At 71.5% G+C, this 23,330-nt stretch carries 23 protein-coding genes and 1 pseudogene; 13 read left to right on the top strand and 11 right to left on the bottom strand.

Annotated elements, in window-relative coordinates:
* The first annotated feature begins 203 nt into the window (after positions 1-203).
* The 3 genes from ACFUUZ_RS22500 (at position 204) to ACFUUZ_RS22490 (ending at position 3,385) form a co-directional block, all read left to right on the top strand.
* Positions 204-1,475 carry a glycosyltransferase gene (locus tag ACFUUZ_RS22500; protein ID WP_378699240.1) on the top strand — a complete coding sequence of 424 codons (1,272 nt, stop codon included), beginning with the start codon at positions 204-206 and terminating at the stop codon, positions 1,473-1,475.
* Positions 1,476-1,588: 113 nt separating this feature from the next.
* Complete coding sequence (locus ACFUUZ_RS22495) at positions 1,589-2,167, top strand: dihydrofolate reductase family protein (protein WP_378699238.1); 579 nt, start codon at positions 1,589-1,591, stop codon at positions 2,165-2,167.
* Between the two features lie 129 nt (positions 2,168-2,296).
* Positions 2,297-3,385 carry a GGDEF domain-containing protein gene (locus ACFUUZ_RS22490; RefSeq protein WP_378699236.1) on the top strand — a complete coding sequence of 363 codons (1,089 nt, stop codon included), beginning with the start codon at positions 2,297-2,299 and terminating at the stop codon, positions 3,383-3,385.
* A 7-nt stretch (positions 3,386-3,392) separates the two neighbouring features.
* On the opposite strand, the gene ACFUUZ_RS22485 is transcribed toward ACFUUZ_RS22490, so the two are convergent.
* Positions 3,393-3,593 (bottom strand): hypothetical protein, encoded by a 201-nt coding sequence (locus ACFUUZ_RS22485; RefSeq protein WP_378699235.1) that lies wholly within the window; start codon positions 3,591-3,593, stop codon positions 3,393-3,395.
* A gap of 78 nt (positions 3,594-3,671) precedes the next feature.
* On the opposite strand from ACFUUZ_RS22485, the gene ACFUUZ_RS22480 reads away from it, so the two are divergent.
* A complete protein-coding gene (locus ACFUUZ_RS22480) occupies positions 3,672-4,571 on the top strand; it encodes a macrolide 2'-phosphotransferase (protein ID WP_378699233.1) in 900 nt (299 codons plus the stop codon).
* An 892-nt stretch (positions 4,572-5,463) separates the two neighbouring features.
* Here the strand turns inward: ACFUUZ_RS22480 and ACFUUZ_RS22475 are convergent.
* The 6 genes from ACFUUZ_RS22475 to ACFUUZ_RS22450 all read right to left on the bottom strand — a co-directional run bounded on the left by ACFUUZ_RS22475 (position 5,464) and on the right by ACFUUZ_RS22450 (position 8,510).
* Entirely contained in the window at positions 5,464-5,916 is a 453-nt protein-coding gene (locus ACFUUZ_RS22475) for a hypothetical protein (protein ID WP_378699231.1), read from the bottom strand.
* 183 nt (positions 5,917-6,099) lie between these two features.
* Positions 6,100-6,531: a hypothetical protein gene (locus ACFUUZ_RS22470; protein ID WP_378699229.1), complete on the bottom strand. Its 432-nt coding sequence runs from the start codon at positions 6,529-6,531 to the stop codon at positions 6,100-6,102.
* A 3-nt stretch (positions 6,532-6,534) separates the two neighbouring features.
* Positions 6,535-6,774, bottom strand: coding sequence for a hypothetical protein (locus ACFUUZ_RS22465; RefSeq protein WP_378699228.1), 240 nt, complete (start codon positions 6,772-6,774; stop codon positions 6,535-6,537).
* Positions 6,775-7,441: 667 nt separating this feature from the next.
* Positions 7,442-7,978 (bottom strand): hypothetical protein, encoded by a 537-nt coding sequence (locus ACFUUZ_RS22460; RefSeq protein WP_378699226.1) that lies wholly within the window; start codon positions 7,976-7,978, stop codon positions 7,442-7,444.
* Positions 7,979-8,079: 101 nt separating this feature from the next.
* Positions 8,080-8,247 carry a hypothetical protein gene (locus ACFUUZ_RS22455; RefSeq protein ID WP_378699224.1) on the bottom strand — a complete coding sequence of 56 codons (168 nt, stop codon included), beginning with the start codon at positions 8,245-8,247 and terminating at the stop codon, positions 8,080-8,082.
* Positions 8,244-8,510: a recombinase family protein gene (locus tag ACFUUZ_RS22450; protein ID WP_378699222.1), complete on the bottom strand. Its 267-nt coding sequence runs from the start codon at positions 8,508-8,510 to the stop codon at positions 8,244-8,246. The genes ACFUUZ_RS22455 and ACFUUZ_RS22450 overlap by 4 nt, the downstream gene beginning before the upstream one ends.
* A gap of 1,157 nt (positions 8,511-9,667) precedes the next feature.
* On the opposite strand from ACFUUZ_RS22450, the gene ACFUUZ_RS22445 reads away from it, so the two are divergent.
* Positions 9,668-10,558 carry a hypothetical protein gene (locus ACFUUZ_RS22445; RefSeq protein ID WP_378699220.1) on the top strand — a complete coding sequence of 297 codons (891 nt, stop codon included), beginning with the start codon at positions 9,668-9,670 and terminating at the stop codon, positions 10,556-10,558.
* Positions 10,559-10,623: 65 nt separating this feature from the next.
* On the opposite strand, the pseudogene ACFUUZ_RS22440 reads toward ACFUUZ_RS22445, so the two are convergent.
* A pseudogene (locus ACFUUZ_RS22440) lies at positions 10,624-11,092 on the bottom strand (transposase); the annotation flags it as partial.
* A 268-nt stretch (positions 11,093-11,360) separates the two neighbouring features.
* On the opposite strand from ACFUUZ_RS22440, the gene ACFUUZ_RS22435 reads away from it, so the two are divergent.
* Positions 11,361-12,527 (top strand): site-specific integrase, encoded by a 1,167-nt coding sequence (locus tag ACFUUZ_RS22435; protein WP_378699218.1) that lies wholly within the window; start codon positions 11,361-11,363, stop codon positions 12,525-12,527.
* A 72-nt stretch (positions 12,528-12,599) separates the two neighbouring features.
* Here the strand turns inward: ACFUUZ_RS22435 and ACFUUZ_RS22430 are convergent, their stop codons facing one another.
* Entirely contained in the window at positions 12,600-13,403 is an 804-nt protein-coding gene (locus tag ACFUUZ_RS22430) for an alpha/beta hydrolase (RefSeq protein ID WP_378699215.1), read from the bottom strand.
* Between the two features lie 92 nt (positions 13,404-13,495).
* Here ACFUUZ_RS22430 and ACFUUZ_RS22425 point away from each other — a divergent pair, with 92 nt between their 5' ends.
* Positions 13,496-14,554, top strand: a complete 1,059-nt coding sequence (locus tag ACFUUZ_RS22425; protein ID WP_378699213.1) for an AraC family transcriptional regulator — start codon at positions 13,496-13,498, stop codon at positions 14,552-14,554.
* A 66-nt stretch (positions 14,555-14,620) separates the two neighbouring features.
* On the opposite strand, the gene ACFUUZ_RS22420 is transcribed toward ACFUUZ_RS22425, so the two are convergent.
* A complete protein-coding gene (locus tag ACFUUZ_RS22420; protein ID WP_378699211.1) occupies positions 14,621-15,232 on the bottom strand; it encodes a flavodoxin family protein in 612 nt (203 codons plus the stop codon).
* Positions 15,233-15,335: 103 nt separating this feature from the next.
* Here ACFUUZ_RS22420 and ACFUUZ_RS22415 point away from each other — a divergent pair, with 103 nt between their 5' ends.
* The 4 genes from ACFUUZ_RS22415 (at position 15,336) to ACFUUZ_RS22400 (ending at position 19,448) form a co-directional block, all read left to right on the top strand.
* The gene (locus ACFUUZ_RS22415; protein WP_378699209.1) at positions 15,336-16,184 is read left to right on the top strand and encodes an SDR family oxidoreductase; all 849 of its coding nucleotides are present in this window, start codon (positions 15,336-15,338) and stop codon (positions 16,182-16,184) included.
* A 63-nt stretch (positions 16,185-16,247) separates the two neighbouring features.
* Positions 16,248-16,922, top strand: coding sequence for a response regulator (locus ACFUUZ_RS22410; RefSeq protein WP_378699207.1), 675 nt, complete (start codon positions 16,248-16,250; stop codon positions 16,920-16,922).
* 41 nt (positions 16,923-16,963) lie between these two features.
* Entirely contained in the window at positions 16,964-17,962 is a 999-nt protein-coding gene (locus ACFUUZ_RS22405) for an ATP-binding protein (RefSeq protein ID WP_378699263.1), read from the top strand.
* 19 nt (positions 17,963-17,981) lie between these two features.
* Positions 17,982-19,448 (top strand): DUF4153 domain-containing protein, encoded by a 1,467-nt coding sequence (locus ACFUUZ_RS22400; protein WP_378699206.1) that lies wholly within the window; start codon positions 17,982-17,984, stop codon positions 19,446-19,448.
* Between the two features lie 148 nt (positions 19,449-19,596).
* Here ACFUUZ_RS22400 and ACFUUZ_RS22395 read toward each other — a convergent pair whose 3' ends face one another.
* On the bottom strand, positions 19,597-20,826 hold the full coding sequence (locus tag ACFUUZ_RS22395) for an FAD-dependent oxidoreductase (protein WP_378699205.1): 1,230 nt from the start codon (positions 20,824-20,826) through the stop codon (positions 19,597-19,599).
* A gap of 91 nt (positions 20,827-20,917) precedes the next feature.
* Here ACFUUZ_RS22395 and ACFUUZ_RS22390 point away from each other — a divergent pair, with 91 nt between their 5' ends.
* Both ACFUUZ_RS22390 and ACFUUZ_RS22385 read left to right on the top strand, forming a co-directional pair.
* Positions 20,918-21,895, top strand: coding sequence for a helix-turn-helix transcriptional regulator (locus tag ACFUUZ_RS22390; protein ID WP_378699203.1), 978 nt, complete (start codon positions 20,918-20,920; stop codon positions 21,893-21,895).
* 114 nt (positions 21,896-22,009) lie between these two features.
* Positions 22,010-23,290 (top strand): family 1 glycosylhydrolase, encoded by a 1,281-nt coding sequence (locus ACFUUZ_RS22385; RefSeq protein WP_378699201.1) that lies wholly within the window; start codon positions 22,010-22,012, stop codon positions 23,288-23,290.
* Positions 23,291-23,330 lie beyond the last annotated feature (40 nt).

Genomic DNA, 23,330 nt, shown 5'->3' with positions numbered 1-23,330 from the left:
GTTGAAGCCCCGGTTGGCAGTTGGTGCCGGTACACGCCGGAACGAAGGACCGAACCTTCAACCGGGTGCGCCGGGGCGTCGGGCGGACAATGTCGTGTCCGCGCCCTCCGGTCGGCCGCGCGGGGCGGGCACCTGACTACCATCGCAGTCCACCGACGAAAGGGGACGCGCGAGTGGGAGCCGGTCTGCGGATCGCTGTGGTCATGTACGGGAGTCGCGGCGATATCCAACCCGGCGTCTGCCTGGCGCTGGAGCTGCAGCGCCGCGGGCACTCGGTCGCGGTGCTCGCGCCGCCGAACCTGGTCGAGTTCGCGCGCCGCGCCGGGGTCGCGGAGGTGCGCGAGCTGGGGGCGGAGACCGAGCAGGCGTGGTCGTCGGCCGAGGCGACGGCCTCGATGAAGGCGCGGAACCCGGTGACGCGGCTGCGGTTCGCGCTGTCGAACGTGCGCCGCGGCTTCGCGGCCTTCGATGCCGACCTGCGGCGGCTGTTCCTGGACTCCGGCGCGCCGTGCGGCGACATCGACGTGCTGGTGGCCGGGCCGCTGTGCCAGGACCGCGGGGTGGCGGTCGCCGAGGCGCTCGGGGTGCCGATCGTGGTGCTCCGCTTCGCGCCGCTGTCGGAGAACGGGGTACTCGGCCCGGTCCCCGGCGCGAGCGACGGGTGGTCGCCGGAGTGGAAGCGCCGGTCCTGGCGGGCCGCCGACCGGGTGACGTGGTGGGCGACCGGCTGGAACGAGCAGTCCTTCCGCACCCGGATCGGGCTGCCGCGGGCCTCCGGTCCGCTGCCGCGACGGCTGCGCGAGGCCGGAGTCCCGCAGCTGCAGGCCTACGACGAGGCGCTGATCCCGGGGCTGGCCGCGGACTGGGGCGAGCACAAGCCGATCGTCGGCTTCCTCGACCTCCCGCCGGACTCGCGCACCCGGCTGCCGGAGACCACCCCGGCCGACGCCGCGCTCGCGGACTGGCTCGCCGCGGGTGAGCCGCCGGTCTTCGTCTCCTTCGGCAGCATGCCGCTGACCGACCCCGAGGCCGTGATCGGCATCGTCCGCACCGCCTGCCGCCGCGCAGGCCACCGCGTCCTGTTCGCGATCGGCGAGCGCCGCGGCCCCGACCCGCACGACCCCGGCGTCTACTTCGTCGGCCCCACCGACCACTCCGCGCTGCTGCCCCGCTGCGCGGCCGCCATCCACCACGGGGGCGCGGGCACGACCGCCGCCACGCTGCGCGCCGGGCTGCCCACCCTGATCTGCTCGATCACCGCCGACCAGCCGTTCTGGGGGCAGCGGGTCCGCGCGGTCGGGGCGGGCGGGACCCGGCGCCTGCGCACCCTCACCGCCGACGAGGTGCGTGTGGAATTGGGCACCCTGTTCGCGCCCGCCACCCGCGCCGCGGCCGCCGACCTCGCCGCCGCGCTGGTGCCCGCGGAGAAGGCCGCCGCGCGGGCCGCGGAGCTGGTGGAGCAGCAGCTGCGCTGACTCACCGTCGAATGGCGTGCACCGGTCCGAGGCCGGGCCACCGCGATGAGTTTGCGGGCGGGGCCACGTCTGTACGGACGACCCCCGAGCCGAGCGACCCCGAGGAGCGCAGCATGACCGCCACCTACACCTTCGATGTCTACTCCACCCTGGACGGCTTCGCCTCCTACGACGAGCACGGCGACTGGGGCGGCTACTGGAGCAAGGAGGGGCCGGAGTTCCTCGCCCACCGGGCGGCCGTGCTCGGCGCCGACCAGCGCATGGTGCTCGGCGCGAACACCTTCCGGCAGTTCGGCAGGCTGCTCGGCCAGATCGACCCGGCCGAGCTGGACCCGGTGAACGCCCGCATGCGGAGTATGCCGACCACGGTGGTGTCGACCACACTGCCCGGCACCGGCGACTGGCCGGACGCCACCCTGATCCCCGGCGACGCCGTCCCGGTGGTGGCCGAGCTGAAGGCGTCATCGGCGGTGCCGCTGCGCTCGCACGGCAGCCTGTCGCTGAACCGCTCGCTGCTCGCCGCCGGACTCGTCGACCGGATCCAGGTGACGATATTCCCGGTGCTCAGCGGGCAGACCGGCGCCGAGCGCATCTTCGACGGCGTCGCCGACTTCGACCTCGAACTGCTGGCGAGCCGCACCTTCGACGGCCGCATCCAGGAACTCGTCTACCACCCCACCCGCCACGGCTGAACCGACATCCTCGGGCCATGTCCGGACCGAATCACCGGGGTCCCGCCTAGACTGCTGCGAATGAGCTGACGGGAGTCGCGGGAGTACGAGGACGGGCGGACGAGGCGGTCGGGGACCGAGGGTGACGGGATGAACGACGGCAAGACGCTGCTGGCCTGGTGGAACGATCCGGTCGACTACTCGTGGCTGGTCGGCACCCTGGCGGCGCGGGGGGCGCTGGGGCCGCTCAAGATCCTGAACGGGCTCGCCGGGGTGGTGATCGCGATCATGGGCGCGGTGATCGCGGGCAGCTCGATCGGGCCGGTACACCCCGAGATCACCTCGACCATCGGGATCGGGTCCGGGATCCTCTGGGCGCTGCGCTGGTGGTTCCTGCCCTGGCCGAGCCGCGTCGAGTCGCTGGTGCTGATCGGTATGGCCGACGTGCTGTTCACCGTGGCGTTCCTGCAGGTGCCGGATCGGCTGTTCGGCGCCATGGGCGCGGTGCTGCTCGTGGTCACCGGCAGCTACCTCGGCTTCTTCCACAGCGCGCGGGCGCTCGCGGTGCACACCGCGTGGTCGCTGCTGTCGGTGGTGGTGTTCTCGGTGCGGATCGCCACCGGCGGCGAAGGGGTGCGGCTCGCGCTCGCCGTGGGGTTGCTGCTGGTCGCGGCGGTGGTGAGCGTGCTGCCCGCGCTGCAGATCCTGTACTGGCTGATGCGCACCGAGTCGCTCTCGGACCCGCTCACCGAGCTGCTCAACCGCCGCGGCCTGGAGATCCGGCTGCCCCGGCTCGTCGACGGCCACCCCGCGTTCTGCGTGATCGCCTTCGACATCGACCGGTTCAAGGAGGTCAACGACACCTTCGGGCATCGGGTCGGCGACACCGTGCTGCGCAGTACCGCCCAGCGCCTGCAGGACGCCGCGGGGGCCGCCGCGGTGGTCGCGCGGACCGGCGGTGAGGAGTTCGTCGTCGCCGCCCCGCTCGCCGCGACGGCGGCGCGCGCCGAGGCCGAGCGGCTGTGCCGGGCGGTGGCCGAGCCGCGCGCGAGCGAGGTGGAGGTGACCGCCAGCGTCGGGGTCGCGATGTTCGACACCGCCGCCTGCGCGGACTGTCCGCGCCCCACCCCCGAGCGGCTGCTGCACGCCGCCGACGCCGCCATGTACCGGGCCAAGCAGGGAGGCGGGAACCACGTCGTCGTCGACGACCTCACCCCGCCTCCCGGACACCGGCACTGAGCCGGGCTCAGGCCAGGGCGACCTCGCCGAAATCGGCGGTCATCGAGTGCTTGCGCCCGCGCAGCACCCCGCCCTCGGTGTGCACGACCCCCTCGTGCAGCTCGACGCGCAGCCGGGCGCGGCGCGTATCAACCTCGCGCACGACCCCGCAGACCCCGCCGAACGGGCCCTCCGGGAAGTAGACGACATCACCGGGACCGAATTCCACGGCGCCAGGATAACCGGGCGCGTCGGAACCCGGGTAATGGAATGGACCCGGCACGGTTCCGGATGGAATCCTCTCCCCATGAGCACGATCGACGACGTCATCGCCCTGGCGGCCGAGCACGGCCTGCACCTCACCGCCGAGGGTGCGACGGTGAACGAGGCGGGCCTCGACTACCGGGTCGTCATGGCCGCCGACGAGACCGGGCGCCGCTGGGTGCTGCGCCTGCCCCGCCGCGCCGACGTCAGCGCGGGCATGGCCGCCGAGCTCCGCATCCTCGACCTGGTCCGCCCCGCGCTCGCCGCCGACGGCGTCGCGGTCCCCGACTGGCAGCACCGCACCCCGGAGCTCATCGCCTACCCGGCCCTGCCCGGCGCGCCCGGCCTGACCCTGACCGCCGACGGCCAACCGGACTGGCACATGGACCCGGCGAGCCCCGACTACGCCGCCCGCCTCGGCCGCCTCCTGGCCCGCCTGCACTCCGTCACCCCCGAGCAGGCCGCGGCCGCCGGCGTTGAGGTCCGCACCCCCGAGCAGGCCAGGCAGGCGTGGCGCGACGACATCGAGAAGGTGAGCGCCGACTTCACCGTGGCACCGGCCTTCGCCGAGGCGTGGGGCGAGTGGCTTGCCGACGACACCTGCTGGCCGGACCGGACCGTCATGACACACGGCGAGATCTACCCCGCCCACGTCCTGCTCGCCGAGGACGGCGCCATCACCGGCGTGCTCGACTGGACCACCGCCCGCGTCGACGACCCCGCCCGCGACCTGTCCGCCCAATTCGGCGCCGCGGGCGAGGAGCTGCTGCAGGCCACCCTCGAGGCCTACGCCGAAGCGGGCGGGCACGTGCACCCCGGCCTGGCGGCCCAGGCACGCAACCTGTGGAACGCCTTCCCGATCGGCTACGCCCTGTACGCGCTCACCACCGGCGCGGAGAGTGACCGCGCGGCCGCCGCGGCCCTGCTGAACCCGCCGAGCTGACACCCGCGCCCCGGTATAGGAAGAGTCCGGCCGCGGCGCGCCCGATCCGTCGGCTGCTCAGGCCGTGATGGCGAGCAGGATCGCGTGAGCAATACGTCGGTTCCGCGTAGCCGTTGCCGGATCGGCACCCGTTCGGTGACCTGGTGACGGCCGAGCAGGGTAGCCGCGGCACCCGGAAGATATCACCGAGGTCTCTGCCTTCCCGGCCTCGGCGGGCTGAGCGCTTCCCCCGTCTGATCCGGGCGCGCCGCCGCTGGGGTGACCGCTCGGGTCAGCTCGGCGGCGCCGAGGAGCGAGAAGTACAGGAAGTAGTGGTCACCGCCGTCGGCTACCGACAGCAGTCCCGACACTGCGGGGTGAGGGCCTGCCGAGCCGGTGCTCGGCCGCGGCCAGTTGCCGCTCCGTGTGATGGCAGGCCCCCCGGGACGGGGCCCGGCTACTCTCGGACAGAGAGGACGGGCGATGCCGGGGAGGGCGAACATTGACGTGCGGGAACGAGCGGGGGCGGTCGCCAGCCGCACTGGCTGCGGCACTGCTCACCGGCTGCTGGGACGTATGCGCCCGCACGGTCGCCGTCGCGACCGGCGTCAGCGCCCGTCTGTGCTGACGCCGGACCGGAGCCGGGCGGATCGCGGCCTCGGCGCAGGGCGGTGGCCGCGGAGTGGAAGGCGCGGACGAGCGCCACGGTCTCGGCGTCGTCGGGCCGGTCCAGGGTGGCGATGTGGCGGCGGGGTTCGACGAACAGGCGGCCCGGTCGTGCCCACACCCCCCGTGCGGTCCGGTGGATGACGACCATGAGGTCGTCGGTGCGGACGACCGGGCTCGCCCAATGGCCCAGTCCCGCTGAGTTCCGCGCAGATCGGGCAAATCGGATCCTGCCGCCGGTCAGCACTCATGCCGGCGCATCGCATCCCCTGGCGCGCCAGCCGGGCTGACGCCACAGCGCGTCCAGCACGGCGGCCCGCCGCGCGGCCGACCTCGACATCCGGACCGGCAGCGCCGTCACCGCGATCACCGACGCGGGCGGCACGGTCGAGGTGCGGACCGCGACCGGCACGCTGCGCGCGGACCGGGCGATCGTCCCCGCGCCCGCCGCCCGCCGCGCGCGGTATGGCGGACGCGCACGATGATGGACATGGACTTCAAGGCGGTGGCCGTCTACCCGGAGCCGCTGCATTGCAACGGCAGACAGCCCGACCTGGTCCTGATCTCCCCGCCCGGCGGCCCCGGCCACCTTTGCGTACTCGTGCCCGGCCACGCCGCCCTCGACCTGGTCGCTGATCCCGAAGTCGGCCGCGATCTGCCTGAGCAACTGGCCGGGCTCGCGGTTGCGAGCGACCAGCACGACGTTGCCGCGGAACTCCTGAGGAGGCCGCCCACGGTACCCGGGCCGCCGAGCACACCGTCGAGCTTGACGCCGCACGCACCGCCGACCCTCGTGGCCTCCGCACGGCTTCGCCGCGAGGGTCGACGATGCTGATTCTCGCGGGCCTGCCGAGGTGAACGAGGAAGGAGCCGAGGCTGAGTCTCATTCCGCAGCTTCGGCTTGCCGACGGCGGGCGCGCGAGGCGCTCTGTCGGTGGGTGGCGCCGCAGTACTTGCGCGGCCGCCGGGGACGGGCCGGGGGTGGAAGTTCCCGACCGCACCACAGACACAGACCTGCGGGAACCCGATCCCCTAGGTAGACCAGCAGCCGTCCGCGCAGTGCGGCGTTCACGCGGATGCTGCCGGACAAGCGACCGATCAGCCTGTGCACCTTGTCAGCGTCGGAGTCGGCTTCTTCGGAGGTGTCGAGCAGGAAGGTGATGAGTTCCCGGTCGGCAGGACTCAGGACGCTCCACGCCCGGTCGAGATCCTCGGCCAGGAAGCTGTTTGCGACGTGCTCGCCTACGTAGTCGAAGGTGTTCGGCTGACGGCGGGGTAGCCGGACCCGAGCCCGCCCGCGAATTCGCATCGGCACCGGCTACTCCTCGCTCTGCGCCGGTGGTTGGATCTCGGGCGGGGCGGCAGGGGGCGGAGCCAGCCGCCGGCCGAACCCGGCGGCAAAGGCCTCGAATACCTTCGGGACGTCCTCGGCCCGCGCGCGGCGCAGCGCGGTGATCGCTACGACGATCACCGCCACGACCAGGACCAGCACCGGCAATTGGACCCAGAACACCGTCCACGCGGTGACCTGCACCGGGAACGCGGCATGAGACGACACAACCCCTCCAGAAATGACGAAAGGCCCCCGGCGAATCGCCGGAGGCCTCGATCAGCACACGAAAAAGGCTCCAGCGATCCGCTGAAGCCTCGGGCAGAAATTCCCTGCTGATCCAGCAGCGTAGCGTAACAGGACAGTTCGAGCAACAGCCGATATCTCTGCAGGTCCATCGAGGTACAGTACGCGCGAGCTGGGTGGAGTCGCGCCGGAATTTCGTGACACACGCCGGTGTTCTCGATTTTCGCAAAGTGCTGCTCGAACGCCTTGCGATTCTTCGATTCTTTCGTTCTCTACTTCCTTCGACGACCTGCCAGCCAAAGCGCGCCGAAGTCTGCGGCTCGCAGGACTGCGCCGGTGACCAGCCAGGCGGTCTCGGTTTTCCGCCCGCGCCTAGGACAGAACGCCGAAGGTCATGGCCATGTCCGTCACGGTGACCATCTGCTAGACCGGGCTAACGCTCGCCGCACCCGACTCACCGTCGGCGCCTTCGGCCGGCGACAACCCGGTCAACCGAGCATGTGAGAAGGCTCCTCCGAAATTCGCATTCGGAGGAGCCACTTACGCTTGACCGTTGATGCACCGACAGACGATGGTGCGCGAATGCATTCCCGCCCACCTTCTGCCCTCCTTCCTGCTGACCTCAGACTTCGGCCAGATGGGCTCCACCTCAGTGCCGGTGGCGGACCGTGATTCGCCAGATCATGAAGATCGATAGCATCGTCGCGATCGCACCGAGCCCCCACAGACCGGAAAACCAGATACGGCCCAGCAGCGACAGCCCGCCACGGGCAGTGAACGTATGGGGAGCGGTCCAGGCCAGCGCAAGCGCCGAGGCTCCAGGAAAAGTCAGATAGAACGGGTCAACCCAGCCGATCAGGCGCATTCGGGCCGGGTACTGCTGAATCCAGGTTTCCCACTGCAGCCCGCCGGGGACCCGGGCGCTGAGACTCTCGCGCACGTAGGTGCCGATACGTTCGATCCCCCAATGATGCAAGCAATACCGAGCACACAAAGCATACGAAGTCAGCGGAAGGATGAGCAGGAAGCGGACTCGTGAAGGGTCCGAAAGAGCGAAAGAGAAGATCGCCCCTGCCGCTGTCAGCTGCAGCACGAAGATCCCCTGCTGCAGCGTGCCGCGCCGGTCCGTCTCCGCACGCAGTGCAGTGAACTCGGCCAACGGCCCTCTGGCCTCGTCGTCGGACAACTCGCCCCCATCCGATCAGCGATCTCTCGCTTCTACAAATGCTACAGAGCGAGAGAGCATCCGGTCGACCGATCGCTCTGTCGCGGATCTCCCGACCGTTGCTACTTCGCGCGGCCACCTTTGCGCCCGCGTTTCGCTGCCGCGGCGAGACCGTCGCGGGTCATGCGGGCGATGTCGCGGCGGCGGTCCTCGGCGAGGGCGAGGGCCAGCTCGAGGATGAGGCTGCGTTCGGTGTGCTCGCCGGCGGCGATACCGTGCAGCACCTTCACCTGGCGCCCTGCTCGAACAGGTCGTTGAGCACCAGCAGGCCCTTCAGGAGGTTGCGGCCGAGCCGGTCGGCCTCCTGCACCACGTGCCTGCCCTCCGGCCGCAGGTGGGCCGGCGCCGCCTGCAGCCCGGGTCGGTCGGCGACGGCGAGGCGGTCGGAGGTCTTCTCCTCGAACACCTTCACGCAGATCGGATCGAGGTCGTCGTGCTGGCGCGCGGTCTCCCGCTTGGACGTGCTGACCCGGACCAAACCGACCAATGCCACCGCAAGCTCCTCAGTTCGTTCGGGAAACATGTTCGGCAACCGGGCGGGAGCCTACCGGTTTCCGAACACCGGCTTCCGCGAGTCCCGACTCAGCGGCGCCGCGCAGGCGAGCGTTCGGAAAACGAACGAACGGTTGCCGACGCCAGCGCCCTGACGGAGTGCGGTCTGCGCTCGATGGTCCTGTGCAGGGACAGGTCGGCCGGAAATGCGAGTATTCGGAACGAATCTGACAGTGCCGGTGGCGCGCCGGGCCGCGCCAAGAGGGATTGACTGCAATTGCATCTGTACGCGCATATGCAATGACGATCGAGGTCGGCGAGACGGAATCCCGCTTTCACAGCGCTCGTTTTGCCTGGTAGAGCGCGCGATAGCGGGTGCCCGGCCGAGATCGAGTTCCGCGCTCGAAGGCCCGGGCGGGGTGGGATCCCGAGGTGTGCGGTGGGCGACCGCCCGGAAAAAGGGGGCGCGGCGGCTGGAGGGTGAGTCGCATCCTGTTGTTGCCAAGCGTGATTCGGCTGCGGTTGGCAGCTCGGGGATGACGAATCAGAGCCGACCGAGGCAGGGCTGTACTGCCCTACGAGGGGATGAATCCACGTGAAATCGGCACGCGGGTGGATCGTACTGGTCGCGGCGCTCACGACGGTGGTCGGGTGCTCCGCGGACGAGCCCACGAACACGCTTCCTGCACCTCAAACGTCCATTCCCGCGCCAGCGCCGGGCGCCCCGGGCGCTGCGGCGCCCTCCGGCGCCCCAGGCCCCCCCGGGGCACCGGGCTCTTCGGGCGCCGCGGGCAGTCCCGCGCCACCCGGAAGCGCAGGAGCCGGGCCCGAGTCCGTCGTCGATGCCGTACCGCCGATCGCGTCGGTTCCCCTCGCGGGTACGAACGGTGAGCAGACTGCGCCGGCCGTGCCCGCGCCGTCGGGCGAGGCCGGGGGTAGTCCGGGTAATAGGGCGGGACTACCGGGCACCACGCTGCCGGAGCTCTCCACCGGCGCGCTTCCGACCCAGCACCATGTCCCCGGTCACTCACTGGAGATCGGCCCGGACATCACCCCCGATCCGCCGGTGGTTCCCGACCTCCTCAATCCGGAGGCTCTCGAGCGCCCGGAGCTGGACTTGGAGATCCCGGACCTCGGGGACCGGGCAGAGATCCCTCGGTGAGTACGCCCGAAACCGGTACCGAGGGCGGCACGAGCGCGGTGGGCAAGGCGCTCACCAGCGCCGCGGCCATCTCCCAGGCCGGTGTCACGCTGGCGGTGCTGTACTACTGCGGGCAGGTCTACCTGCGGACCTGGTACGGCTACTTCGGCATCGACGCCAAGATGCTGGACTTCACCATCGCCGACTACCTCGTCCGCAGCCTGGCCGGGTTCTTCCCGCTGCTGCTCGGGCTGATCGTGCTCGGCGTCCTGGTCGCCGCCCGCCGGGTCCCGATCCTGCTCGCCCTGCACAGCACCCGCCGCTACACCTGGCTGCGCCGGCTCGCCCGCGCCAGCACCGCACTCGGGGCGCTGCTGTGCGCGGCGGCCGCGGTCGTGCTCGTGGCCTCGGTCTCGATCCCGGCGCCGAACACGACCCTGCCGCTGGTGCTGCTGGCCGGGGTCGGGCTGCTCGGCTACACCCTGTACCTGCGCTCGCTGTTCCCTGCGCTGATCCCGCCGCACACCCGCATGCTCGGCGGTGGCCAGCCGGTGCTGCAGATCATGCTCCTGGGCGGGGTGGCGTTCCTGGCCATGGTGTGGGGGCTGAGCACCGTCGCCGCCGAGCGTGGCGTCCGCGACGCCGCCGCCGTCGCCGCCGCCGGGTTCCCCGGCCGGCCCGCGGTGCAGCTCTACAGCACCGACCGCCTCGTGCTCCCCCAAGCCCAGATCGCGGTCCTGACCATCCCCGACAGCAAGTACCGCTTCCGCTACGACGGGCTGTTCCTGCTCGCCCGCAGCCCCGACCGCTACTTCCTCATCCCCTACACCTGGAACCCCGTCACCCGCAGCCCCCTCTACGTCGTCCCTGCCGGCGACGGCACCCGCCTCGACCTCACACCCCGCTGAACCGATCACTGAACGCTGTCCGAAAGTCGTGCGAGACGGTGGAGATCGGCGTCGAGCCTGAGTTGTCAGGCGGCGTGAGCGAGGTGGGCCAGCCGGGCCGCTCCGGCCATCGCGACCGCTACTCCATCGCCGCGCAGGTGGCTGTCACGCAGGATCTTCGAGGTGTTCATCCGCGCGAAGATGTGCTCCACCCTCGCGCGGACCTGCCTGTGCGAGGCGTTGTGTTCCTGCTTCCGAGCCGGCAGTTCGCGGCCCGGCGTCCGTCGGTGCGGGATGATCGCGGTCGTTCCCTGGTAGCCGCCATCGGCGGTCACTATCGTGTTGCGGCAGGCGTGGGCGGCGCCGGACTCGGCGTAGGCGCGGCAGTCGTTGCGGTTGCCCGGCAGCGGTCGCCCGAGCGCGACGACGAGTTCGGGTGTCGGTGTTGATGACGACCTGATGGTTGGTCGAGTACCGGTAGTTCTTGGACTGTGTGGCGATGCTGAGGTCGCGGGTCGGCACGAGGGTGCCGTCTACGAGCAGGGCCCGGTCCTCGAAACCGAGTGCCCGGGCAGGCCCCGCAGCGGACGGTCGGCGCCTTCACACCGCAATGCGGTGGTCAGCCGTTCGATCGGGCGAGCGCGCAGCGGCAGCAGCCCGGGTAGCTCTAGCCTCCGATAAGTGAACATTATCGGAGGCTAGATGTCGGTGGCACCGCGTCAGTCGCGTCCTGCGAGCGTCGATACGTTTCGTTTCGTTGGCCGCACGTAACGCTACTTAATTGGTCGAAGAGAGAGCACCCCACCGCGACTATCCTCGAGCCGTGCCCGAATACCCCGTCGCCGTCCCCGACCCGGTCCAAGCCCGGCTGCGCGCAGGCGTCGGCACCGTCCTCATCGACACCGCAGCACTGCGCCGGGTCCGGGAACGCTTCGACGACACCCAGGCGGGCGCACTCAGCCGCTACCTCCAGGCCGCCCAATCGGAGAACACCGTCCGCGCCTACCGCGCGGACTGGATCGCCTGGGCCGCCTGGTGCGCGAGCGAGAACCGCCAGGCACTCCCCGCCGACCCTCTCGACCTCGCCGTCTACCTCGCCGCCGCCGCGGACGCACGCAAGGAAGACGGCCGATGGGCATTCGGCGCGGCCACCCTGGAACGCAAATCATCGGCCGTCGCGGCGGTCCACGCCGCCAACGGCCTGCCCTCCCCCACCCGCTCCGACGTCGTCCGCATGACCCTGCGGGGCATCCGGCGCGCCCGGCGCAGCGCACCGCTACGCAAACGCCCGGTCCTGCTGCACACCCTCGAGCAACTCCTCGCCTGCCTGCCCCCACCGGGCATGCCCACCGAACCCGCCCGCCGCCGCGACACCCTGCTCCTGCTCACCGGCTTCGCGGGCGCGCTGCGCCGCAGCGAACTCGCGGGGCTGCGCATCGGCGACATCACCGTCCACACCGACCACCGCACCGGCGAACCCGTCCTCGTCCTCCGGCTACCCGCCACCAAGACCGACCCCACCGGCACCGCCGAACACCGCGTCGCGCTCCCCCGCGGCAACCGCGCGCACACCTGCCCGATCTGCGCCTACGCCGCCTGGCTCGAACTGCGCGCCACCACCCCGGCCAACCCCCCACCGCACCGGGATCCGGCACTGCACCGCTGCTACGGCTTCACCGGCACCGCCCTCGACGCCGACCTCCCCCTCTTCCCCGCGATCACCCGGCACGGCGGAATCGGCGACCGCGCCATCTCCGGGCGCGCCGTCGCCGAACTCGTCAAGCGCTACGCCGCCAAGGCCGGGCTCGACCCCGCCCTGTTCTCCGGGCACTCGCTGCGCGCCGGGTTCGCCACCCAGGCCGCGCTCGGCGGCGCGGGCGACCGCGAGATCATGCGCCAGGGCCGGTGGTCCAACCCGCGCACCGTGCACGGCTACATCCGCACCGCCGACCCCCTCGACGACAACGCCGTCACCAAACTCGGGCTCTGATCAGGGGGCTGCGCGCCACAACTCGGCGGCGCTCACAGCAAGCATCGGCGGCGGGCGGCGAGTGGCGGCCAGCTACTCGGCTGCGACCTTCGGCGTGAGGGCGTGGGCCGCCAGCCACTCGTCGATCGCCGCGAGGGTCACCGGCAGATACCGGCCCACGGTCATCATGTGGTCGGATCCGCGCAGCTCCACATACGTCGCCCGGGCTCCGTACTTCTCGGCGGTGACGCGGGCGATTCGCGGGGCCGTGCATTTGTCCTGGGATCCGGCGATGGCGAGCACGGGGGCATCGACGGCGGCGTAGTCGACGCGGGCGCTTTGCTCGGGGTCGAGGAACCACAGTGCCATCTGGCGGTAGGCGGTGCCGGACTCGGCGCACAGGGTCCGGTAGTAGGACTCTTGGATCTGGCGGGGCTGGGTGTTGCAGATCAGGGTGACCCAGGCGTTCCAGGAGACCGGATACATCGGCTTGCCGGTCAGCCACTGGGGCAGATACCTGGCCCACAGCCGGGTCATGGTCGGGTACATCGCGAACATCCCCCACGCCGGTGCCGGACCCAGCAATACGACTCCGGCGCAGCGCACCCTGGCGGCGAGCAATTGCGCGATCAGCGCACCGACGGAGTGCCCCATGATGATCGGGGGCGTCTGCATCGTCTCCACCAGCGCGGCGAGGTCGGCGACGTAGTCGAGCAGACCCAGCTTCGCGACTTTCGGCGCGTTGCCCCAGATGTCGATGTCGTGCGGATGGCCGTGATGGCGCAATGTCGGTGTGTGGACCCGGTAGCCGCGGTCTTCGAGTCCCGCCGCGAAGTCGCCCCAGTTCGCGCCGTTGCACCATGTGCCGTGAATGAGCAGCACATCTTGTCGGGTCATGGTCGTTGCCTCCGATACCGGTCGAGCGAAGAGCCGCGACGCTATCAACCGGCCGAACCATGTACTTGACATATCGAGACACCGTCGCGAGCGTGGACACCGTGAATACGGTCGTGCGCGCGGGGAGCCTGCGGGGCTTCGGCGAGTTCGTGCGCGACCTCGGCGGCGATCCGGAGCAGCTGCTCACCGAACACGGTCTCGAGATCGGCGACGACGCCGAAGCGCTGATCTCGCTGGACGCTGTGGCACGGCTGCTCGAGGACAGCGCCGACACGCTGCGGTGCCCGCATTTCGGGCTCGGACTCGCCCAGCGGCAAGACCCCGGCGTGCTCGGCCTGCTGGCGATCGTGCTGCGGCACTCCCGGACCGTCGAGTCCGCGATCGTCGATGCCTCGCGCTATCTGCTGGCCCACAGCCCGGCCTACTCCATCACCCTGGACCAGCACAGCCCCGTCGGCCCGGACTGTGCCACCCTGCGGTTCGAAGCACGACTCGACGACCGCCTCGGGCAGCGGCAACTCATCGACAGCTGTCTGGCGACCGCGTTCGGGATCGGCCGGGTGATCACCGGCGCGGAGTTCGGCGTGGAGGCGGTCTCGCTACCACACACCCCACTCGCGCCCGCTCAGCTCTACCGCGACTACTTTCGCGCTCCGGTCCACTTCGAGCAGCCCTACGCGGGTCTGCATGCCCGCAGGCGTCTGCTCGGCGCGCCGTTGCAGCACGCCCAACCGGCGATCTACCAGCGTGCCCGCACCGACCTCGCCCAGCGGTTCACCGCCCGCGGCGACCAGCTCGCCGATCGGGTCCGCCACGCCCTGGTCGCGAGCATGGGCGCCGGGAACGGCACGAAATCCGATATCGCCGCGCTGCTAGGACTACATCCCCGCACCCTGCAACGGCACCTCGCCCGCGACGGCGAGACGTTCGAGGCGATCCGTGACGACCTCTACCGCAGCACAGCCGACCGCTACCTGCGCCAGACCCACATTCCACTCGCCCAGATCGCGGCCGTGATGGGCTTCTCCGAGCACGCCTCGTTCACCCGCACGTGCCGACGATGGTTCGGCAAACCCCCCTCCCAGGTCCGCGCCGAAACCCTGACCGCACACGGTCAGAACAGAGTGTCGCGCACTCGCAGCGGCCGGTAGCCGGTCGGTCCGAGCTGGGCGAGTTCGCCCTCGATGCCGACTTCGATTCGCACGAACGCGACCCGCCTAGGCCGGGTAAGCCGGGTACTGCTGCGCCTGCAACACCCGCGCCAGGTGCGCAGCATTGCGGGCCGCGGCGGCGGTGGTGCTCTGCACCGGCTCCGGCACCTCGTCCAGATCGAGGTAGTCCGTCCCCTGCATCGCCTCCCCGTTCCAGTACGTGCACCCCTGCGCCGGAATGCTGAACCCGATGTCGTTCAACGCCTGGAACAGATCCGCGACGATCTTGTGCGCCCCGTCCTCGTTCCCGACCACCGCCGCCAGCGCGACCTTCCCGACCATGCTCGGCCGATTCTCTTCGTCGGTCGCCGACAGCTCCGCGTCCAGCCGTTCCAGCACCCGCTGCGCCACCGAGGACATGTGCCCGACCCAGGTCGGCGCCGACACGATCAGGATGTCGGCGGCCCGGATCCGGTCGCGCAGCTGCGGCCACTGGTCGCCGTCGCCCTCGTCGGCGCTCACCCCCGGCCGGACGTCGTAGTCGACCACCCGCACCGTCTCACCGGTCACCCCGTGCCCGGACAGCTCGTCCAGCACCTGCTTGGCGATCAGCTCACTGCTGGAATCGGCCGGGGACTTCTTCAGCGAGCACACCAGCGCGAGCGCGGTCAGCGCCATGGGACAACCTCCTGGGAACGGAACCGGTGAACACCGACGCTGTGCCCGACAGCCCGCCCCGCAAACCCCGGTTCACCGCGCCTGCGCCGGGTAGGCGCCGACCATGACCGAGCACACCCCGCACACCATCGACTACCCCGGCCACACCGCAGACATGGCCGAACAGCCCCGCGACGAGATGCGCGGATGGGTCGGCCGCGGCCTGCTCGACGGCAAGAAGGCCGTCGTCACCGGCGGCGACTCCGGCATCGGGCGCGCCGTCGCCATCGCCTTCGCCAAGGAGGGCGCCGACGTCGCCATCGCCTACCTCTCCGAGGACGCCGACGCCGAACACACCCGCGACCTCGTCACCGCCACCGGCCGCGCCTGCCACCTCTACCCCGGCGACCTCGCCGACCCCGACCACTGCCGCGGCGTCATCGACCGCGCCGCAGGCGACCTCGGCGGCCTCGACATCCTGGTCAACAACATCGCCTACCAGCAACCCGTCGACGACTTCGCCGAACTCACCCCCGAACAGTGGCGGCGCACCTTCGCCGTCAACATCGACAGCTTCTACCACGCCATCCAAGCCGCGCTCGCCCACCTCACCCCCGGCGGCGCCATCATCAACACCAGCTCCATCAACGGGCTGCGCGGCAACGCCACCCTCATCGACTACGCCGCCACCAAGGGCGCCGTCAACGCCCTCACCTACTCCCTCGCCCAGTCCCTGAAGGACCGCGGCATCCGGGTCAACGCCGTCGCCCCCGGCCCGGTCTGGACCCCACTCATCCCCGCCACGATGGACGCGGACAAGGTCGCCGACTTCGGCAAGCAGGTGCCCTTCGAACGCGCCGCCCAACCCGACGAGATCGCCCCCTCCTACGTCTTCTTCGCGTCCGGAGCCATGTCCTCCTACTACTCCGGCGAGATCCTCGCCCCGATCGGCGGCGAAACCCTGCCCGGCTGACCACACAGAATCTCCACGAACGAGCCAGGATCTCTCCACACCCCCTGGTTAGGCTCCCCGACCATGGAACAGCGCCGGATCCTGGTCATCGAGGATGAGCCGACCATCGCCGAATCGGTGGCGGCGCGGCTGCGCGCCGAGGGGTTCACCGTCGAGACCGCGCCCGACGGCCCCGCAGGCACCGCCGCCGCCACCCGATTCCGCCCCGACCTCGTCGTCCTCGACATCATGCTGCCCGGCTACGACGGCCTCGAGGTCTGCCGCCGCATCCAGGCCGAACGCCCCGTCCCGGTCCTCATGCTCACCGCCCGCACCGACGAGACCGACCAGCTCGTCGGGCTCGGCGTCGGCGCCGACGACTACCTCACCAAACCCTTCTCCCTGCGCATCCTCACCGCCCGCGTGCACGCCCTGCTGCGCCGCGTCGACCGCGCCGACACCACCGCGGACACCGTCACCGTCGTCGGCGACCTCCGCATCGACACCGGCCAGCGCCGCGTCTGGCGCGCGGGCGTCGAAGCAAGGCTCACCCCGCTCGAATTCGAACTCCTCACCCGCCTCGCGCAGCGCCCCCGCGTGGTGCACGCCCGCGAACGGCTCCTCGAACAGGTCTGGGACTGGGCCGACGCCGCGGGCACCCGCGCCGTCGACAGCCACATCAAGGCACTGCGCCGCAAACTCGGCGCCGACCTCATCCGCACCGTGCACGGCGTCGGCTACGCCCTGGAACAGCGGTGAACGCCCGGCTGCGCGCCGCGGCGGCCCGGGTCAGCGCCGCCATGCCGCGCCCGCTCGACCCCATCCGCTCCGTCAAACTCAAACTCGCCGTCCTCATGACCTTCGCGGGCGGCATCGGCTTCGTCTACTTCTGGATCCAGATCGGCTGGATCCCCCCGCGCACCACCCTCGCCGCCATGCTCATCGCGCTCGTCGCCTCCCAATTCCTCGCCCACGGCATCACCCTGCCGCTGCGCGACATGACCGCCGCCGCCCGACGCATGGCCCGCGGCGACTACACCGCCCGGGTCCGCGCCTCCTCCCGCGACGAAGTCGGCCAGCTCGCCGACGCCTTCAACCGCATGGCCGGCGACCTCGCCGCCGCCGACCAGCAGCGCCGCGACCTCATCGCCAACGTCTCCCACGAACTCCGCACCCCCATCACCGCACTCAACGCCCTGCTGGAGAACCTCGTCGACGGCGTCTCCGAACCCGACCCCGGCACCCTGCGAACCGCACTGCACCAGACCGAACGCCTCGGCCGCCTCGTCACCGACCTGCTCGACATCTCCAGCATCGAAGCCGGCGCCATGCCGCTCGACCGCGAGGAGCTCCCGCTCGCCCCGCTCTTCGCCGAGGTCGTCGCCGAAGCCGGGGTCATGGCCACCGCGCTCGGCCGCGGCATCCGCTTCCACACCACCGCCGAACCCGGCACCACCGTGCACGCCGACCGCGCCCGCCTGCACCAGGTCCTGCTCAACCTGCTCGACAACGCCGCACGGCACGGCCCCACCGGCGGCGAGGTCCGGCTGCGCGCGCACACCGCCGCAGGCGACACCGTCATCGACGTCGAGGACGACGGGCCCGGCATTCCACCCCACCAGCGCGACACCATCTTCGACCGCTTCACCCGCGGCGGGCGCACCGACGGCGGCGGCACCGGCCTCGGCCTCGCCATCGCCCGCTGGGTCATCGACCTGCACCGCGGCACCATCGCCGTCACCGACCCCGGATCCCGCATCCGCATCGTGCTGCCCGCCACCGCACCGGCAGCCCACTGACACCCTCCCAGGAGAACCCGTGCCCGACCAGAAGCCCGCCATCGGCACACTCGACGAGCCGCCGCTGTTCCCACCAGCCCCGCCCCGCTGGCGCCGAGTCGGCTACCCCGCGGGCGTCCTCACCGCCGCCACCGCCGCCGGACTGGCAGGCGCGCTAGCCGTCACCCCCGACCGCCCCGGTATCGGCTGGCTGCTCGCCGGCATCGCCGCCGTCGGCGCCGTCACCACCGTCCACCTGCGCGCCCGGCGCGCCGTTCCGGACAACGGCGAACCCGTCCCGCTCTGGCGCTCGGAACGCCTCTGGTGGACCCTCGCCACCCTCGCCCTGCTCGCCGTCGGCACCTTCCGCGCCGCCCCCTGGCTCTTCGCGCTCTGCGCGATCACCGCCGGAGTCACCGCCTCACTCGCCGTCCTCGGCCACCGCACGATCAACGGATTCGTCTTCGACACCCTCGCCATCCCCCTGAGCTCGATCGACGCCACCTGCTGGGTATGGGTCAATCAGGACCCGCGCCGCAGGGCCGGAACCGGAAACCGCAGGCTCGCCGTCTCGCTCGCGGCGACGGTCACCGTCCTGCTGGTGTTCGTCCCACTGCTCGCGAGCGCCGACGCCACCTTCGCCGCCGGAATCGACACCATCACCCCGCGCATCGGCGGCGACACCGCCTTCGCCTGGGCCATCATCTTCACCGCCATCGGCATCGGCGTGGTCAGCCCGCTCTACCTGCTCGCCGGGCCGCCCGCCCCCGCGGCGACGAAACCCCCGCGCCGCACCTTCACCCTGCTGGAGTGGGCACTGCCCGTCGGCACCCTCACCGCGCTCTTCGCCGCCTTCCTCGGCACCCAGCTGGTGGCGGCCTTCGGCGGCGACGACCACGTGCAGCGCACCGCGGGCCTCACCTACGCCGAGTACGCGCGCAGCGGCTTCTGGCAGCTCTCCGCCGTCACCGTGCTCACCCTCGCCGTCATCCTCCCCGTCCTGCACCGCGCCGCGAAGGACACTCCGGCCCAGCGCCGCTGGCTGCGCGCCCTGCTCGTCGCGGTCAGCGCGCTCACCCTGATCATCGACGCCTCCGCCCTCACCCGGCTCTGGACCTATCAGGAGGCCTACGGCTTCACCGTCTACCGACTCATGGTCGGCACCACCGAGCTCGGGCTCGCCGCCGTCTACCTCATGGTCATCGGCGCCGTGCTGCGGTTGCGGTTCGCCTGGCTCCCGCGCGCCACCGTCGCCACCGCCGCCGCCACCCTGCTCACGCTGGCCGCCCTCGACCCCGAGCGGCTCATTGCCGACCGCAATATCGACCGCTGGCAGCACAGCGGCAAGCTCGACACCGCCTACCTCGGCAGCCTCTCCGCCGATATCGCGCCCGCCATCGAACGGCTCCCCGCCGACCTTCGGGTCCGGCTGCGCGCCGACCTCGCCGACCAGCTCGCCGGCGACACCTGGCAGAGCTGGAACCTGGCCCGGCACAACGCCCGCTGAACACAGCCGACCCGCGAGCACGCTGTGTCGACGCGGCGGATGCTCGCCGGGCACGGTGGAGATGCGCAGGCCGCGGTCGGCGAGCCGGAACGGAAGGGTCGAGGCCGCCGCGGCCGGGCAGGGATCGTCCGCCCCGGAGGCGGCGCGGCTAGTGACGACGCAGCACCCGCGACGCGACGGCGAGGATCGGGGCAGCCGCCACCGTCAGCGCCGCCCCGACCGCCGTATCGGTGAACAGGATCCAGCGCACCGGGCCCATCGCCGCGGTCAATACCGCCGCACCCCGCTCCCGCATGGCCGCTTCGAAACCCTCGACAGCCGAAGGGAGCACGGCCGAGCCCAATCGCTCCACCAGATCGGCCGCGTCGCGGATCGCCGCACCGGCACCCATCCCGGCCGTCGGCGGCGTGGCATGGACCGCGTCGCCCAGCGCGGTGATCCGGCCCGCCCGCCACGGCGCCAGATCGTCCGCCCGGGACGAGGCCGCATTGAAGCGGAACGCCGCCACGCTCTCCGGATCGGCGGCCTCGAGCACCTCCAGCACCTTCGCACTCCATCCCAGCTCCCGAAACTGGGCCAACAGCGCCGCCTGCAGCGTGCTCCCGCGCAACTTTCGCAGCGCGCCGGTCACCGCGGAGTCGGGGAACATCGCGCCCCAGATGAACGTCGGGCCGGTGGTCACCGAAGCCCGCAGCTCCGGGCGATCCAGCACCGCGTTCCCCACCGGATCGAGGAACCCCAGATACAGCGCCGCACCGTGCGGGCCGACCACCAACCCCGACCGCGACCCCAACCGCTCCCGCTCCCCCGCGCTCAGCTCCGACACCGAGGTCCGACCGGAGAACCCGACGATCCCGGCGGGCGCGTTCGTCGGCCCACCTGCCAGGAACCGCGCGACGAGCGAGTGCGCGCCGTCCGCCCCGACCACCAGGTCACCAGTCGTGGAGGAGCCGTCCGCGAACGACACCCACGGCGAACCGTCCTCGTCGTACCCGACCCCGGACACCACCTTCCCCAGGTGTAGGTCGTCACCGACCGCCTCTGCCAGCAGCGCGCGCAGCGTGATCCGGTCGATATCGAGGCTCGGGTCGTCCCGCAGGTCCCGGCCCTGCCCGAGGAACCGCCCGCGCCGATCCCAGAACGCGTCCGGATCCCGCAGCCGCAGCGCCGAACCGGACGCCTGAATCCGCTCCACGATCTCCGGCGCGACCAGCCCGCGCAGTGCCTCCTGCGCGGGCCCGTCCAGCGTGATGTGGTAGCCGCCCGTCGCCCGCACATCGGTGTCCCGCTCGAACACCGCCACCTCAACCCCCGCTCGGCGCAGCCCCGATCCCAGCGCCAACCCGCCGATCCCGCCGCCGACCACAACCACCCGCATCCGCGTCCACTCCTTCATCCGGCACCCTGTCCCGCAACGATCCCGCGGGTACCGGACACCGAATGACCACTACCGCGCGCACCATGGACACGTGGCAACAACCTCCCGGCGCGCCCTGCAACTCCTCTCCCTGCTCGCCGCGCGACCGCAGTGGTCGCTCCCCGAACTCACCGAACGCCTCGCGGTCAGCGCCCGCACCGTCACCCGCGACATCGAGACGCTGCGGGAACTCGGCTACGCCATCACCACGGTGCGCGGCCCCGGCGGCGGGTACCGGCTCGGCGCGGGCAGCGCGCTACCGCCGCTGCTGCTCGACGACGACCAGGCGCTCGCCGTCGCCGTCGCGCTGCAGACCGCACCGGCCACCATCTTCGGCCTCGCCGACGACACCGCCCGCGCCCTCGAAACCCTCACCCGCGCCATGCCGCCCCGGCTGCGCGCCGCCATGGGCACGCTGCGGCTCACTCAGCTCCGCAACTACTGGGAATTCCCGGCACCGCCCATCGACCCGCAGGACCTCGCGGTGGTCGGCGCCGCGGTGCGGCGCAGACACCTCCTCGTCGTCGAGGTGCTGCGCGCCGACGGCACCCGACCCGCCCCCGGCGACCCCGACTTCGCGCAAGCCCGGCGTATCGAACCGCACCACCTCGCGGTGTGGGCGGCCCGCTGGTACCTGGTCGCCTGGGACGAGGGCTGGCGCGTCCTGCGGGTCGACCGGCTGCGCCCGCGCGCCACGACCGAACCGTTCCCGGAGCGCGAGCTGCCGGGCGACGTCGCCGCCTTCGTCATGACCAGCCCTGACCGCGGCGACACCCCCGCCGCCTGGCAGTGCACCGGTTCGGCGCGGCTCGCGCTCCCGGCCGAGGTGGTCGCGCGGTGGGCGCCGGGTGGATCGGTCGTGGAACAGCTGGATGCCGGGCATTGCCGGATGACGCTCGGTGCGTGGTCGTGGGCGGGGATCGCCGGGATCCTGGCCACCTTCGACACCGAGCTCACCGATGTGCAGCCGCCGGAGCTGACCCGGGCGTGTGCCCGAATCGCCCAGCGCTGGGCGCACTTCCCCTCCTGATCGCTGCCGTCTTTTGCTTTTGTGAGGTGAGGTATTAAACATAGTTAGATGCGCATATCTAGGTACCACAATTTGTCTTACATTCGGACGAGCGACCAGTTACGCTGTGTCGCGATGCGTATCCTGGCCGTCCTCGTCGCCCTGCTCTTGTTCGCTCCCCCGCAGGCCGGAGCCTCCCCCGGAGCGCCCGCTCCCCTGCCGCCGGACTTCCTGTGGGGCGTCGCCTCCTCCGGCTTCCAGTCCGAAGGGCATGCGCCGGACAGCAATTGGTCGCGCTACGCCGCTCGGCAGCACGAGCCGTACGGCGACTCCATCGACTTCCGCACCCGCTTCCGCGAGGACATCGCGCTCGCGCGGGGGCTGGGGGTGCAGGTGTACCGGATCGGGGTCGAGTGGGCGCGGGTGCAGCCGCAGCCGGGGGTGTGGGACGAGGCGGGGCTGCGCTTCTACGACGAGGTGGTGGCGGCGATCCGCGCGGCGGGGATGCGGCCGATGATCACCCTCGACCACTGGGTGTACCCGGGCTGGCAGGCCGACCGCGGGGGCTGGGCGGACCCGGAGATCGTGCCGAACTGGCTGGCCAACGCGCGCACCGTGGTCGACCGCTACGCCGCCGCCGACCCGCTCTGGGTGACCTTCAACGAGCCCGCTGTCTACCTGCTGCGCGAGGTGCAGCACGGCACGCTGCCCGCAGGCGAGGTCCCGGTCATGCACGAGAAGATCGCGCAGGCGCACCTGGCGATCTACGACCACATCCACCGGGTGCAGCCGGGCGCCATGGTGACCAGCAACGCCGCCTACATCCCCGCCGTCGACGGCGCGGTCAACGGCGCGCTGCTGGAGCGGATCGGCGGTGCGCTCGACTACATCGGCATCGACTACTACTACGGCCTCTCCCCCGACGCCCTGCGCACCCCGTACGACTTCGAGAAGCTCTGGCAGAACCCGCTCGAGCCCGAGGGCATCTACTACGCGCTGCGGCACTACGCCCGCCAGTTCCCCGGCAAGCCGCTCTACATCGTGGAGAACGGCCTGCCGACCGACAACGGCAAGCCGCGCGCCGACGGCTACACCCGCGCCGACAACCTGCGCGACACCGTCTACTGGCTGCAGCGCGCGGTCGCCGACGGCATGGACGTCATCGGCTACAACTACTGGACGCTCACCGACAACTACGAGTGGGGCAGCTACTCCCCCCGCTTCGGGCTGTACACGGTGGACGTCCTGACCGACCCGACGCTCACCCGCCGCCCGACCGACGCGGTGCCCGCCTACACCGAGTTGATCCGCGCGAACGGCACTCCGGCCGGCTACCTGCCGACCCGGGACCCGGCGGCGTGCTCGCTGGTCGACGGCGCGGCGAGCTGCACGGAGCCGGTCACCGTCCCGCGCTGACACGCTGCACCGCGCGCCGCTCGGATAGGCTGGCCTTTCC

This window comes from Nocardia sp. NPDC057353 (assembly GCF_042667085.1).
GTDB lineage: Bacteria > Actinomycetota > Actinomycetes > Mycobacteriales > Mycobacteriaceae > Nocardia.
The sequence above is the reverse complement of the archived record's forward strand: the minus strand, read 5'-3'. Positions and strand labels throughout refer to the sequence as shown.

Bases quoted from the DNA above. Each gene is read 5' to 3' on its own strand.
- ACFUUZ_RS22500 (WP_378699240.1), top strand. From the start codon at position 204: ATGTACGGGAGTCGCGGCGATATCCAACCCGGCGTCTGCCTGGCGCTG.
- ACFUUZ_RS22495 (WP_378699238.1), top strand. From the start codon at position 1,589: ATGACCGCCACCTACACCTTCGATGTCTACTCCACCCTGGACGGCTTC.
- ACFUUZ_RS22490 (WP_378699236.1), top strand. From the start codon at position 2,297: ATGAACGACGGCAAGACGCTGCTGGCCTGGTGGAACGATCCGGTCGAC.
- ACFUUZ_RS22480 (WP_378699233.1), top strand. From the start codon at position 3,672: ATGAGCACGATCGACGACGTCATCGCCCTGGCGGCCGAGCACGGCCTG.
- ACFUUZ_RS22430 (WP_378699215.1), bottom strand. From the start codon at position 13,403: ATGACCCGACAAGATGTGCTGCTCATTCACGGCACATGGTGCAACGGC.
- ACFUUZ_RS22420 (WP_378699211.1), bottom strand. From the start codon at position 15,232: ATGGCGCTGACCGCGCTCGCGCTGGTGTGCTCGCTGAAGAAGTCCCCG.
- ACFUUZ_RS22415 (WP_378699209.1), top strand. From the start codon at position 15,336: ATGACCGAGCACACCCCGCACACCATCGACTACCCCGGCCACACCGCA.
- ACFUUZ_RS22410 (WP_378699207.1), top strand. From the start codon at position 16,248: ATGGAACAGCGCCGGATCCTGGTCATCGAGGATGAGCCGACCATCGCC.
- ACFUUZ_RS22405 (WP_378699263.1), top strand. From the start codon at position 16,964: ATGCCGCGCCCGCTCGACCCCATCCGCTCCGTCAAACTCAAACTCGCC.
- ACFUUZ_RS22395 (WP_378699205.1), bottom strand. From the start codon at position 20,826: ATGCGGGTGGTTGTGGTCGGCGGCGGGATCGGCGGGTTGGCGCTGGGA.
- ACFUUZ_RS22385 (WP_378699201.1), top strand. From the start codon at position 22,010: ATGCGTATCCTGGCCGTCCTCGTCGCCCTGCTCTTGTTCGCTCCCCCG.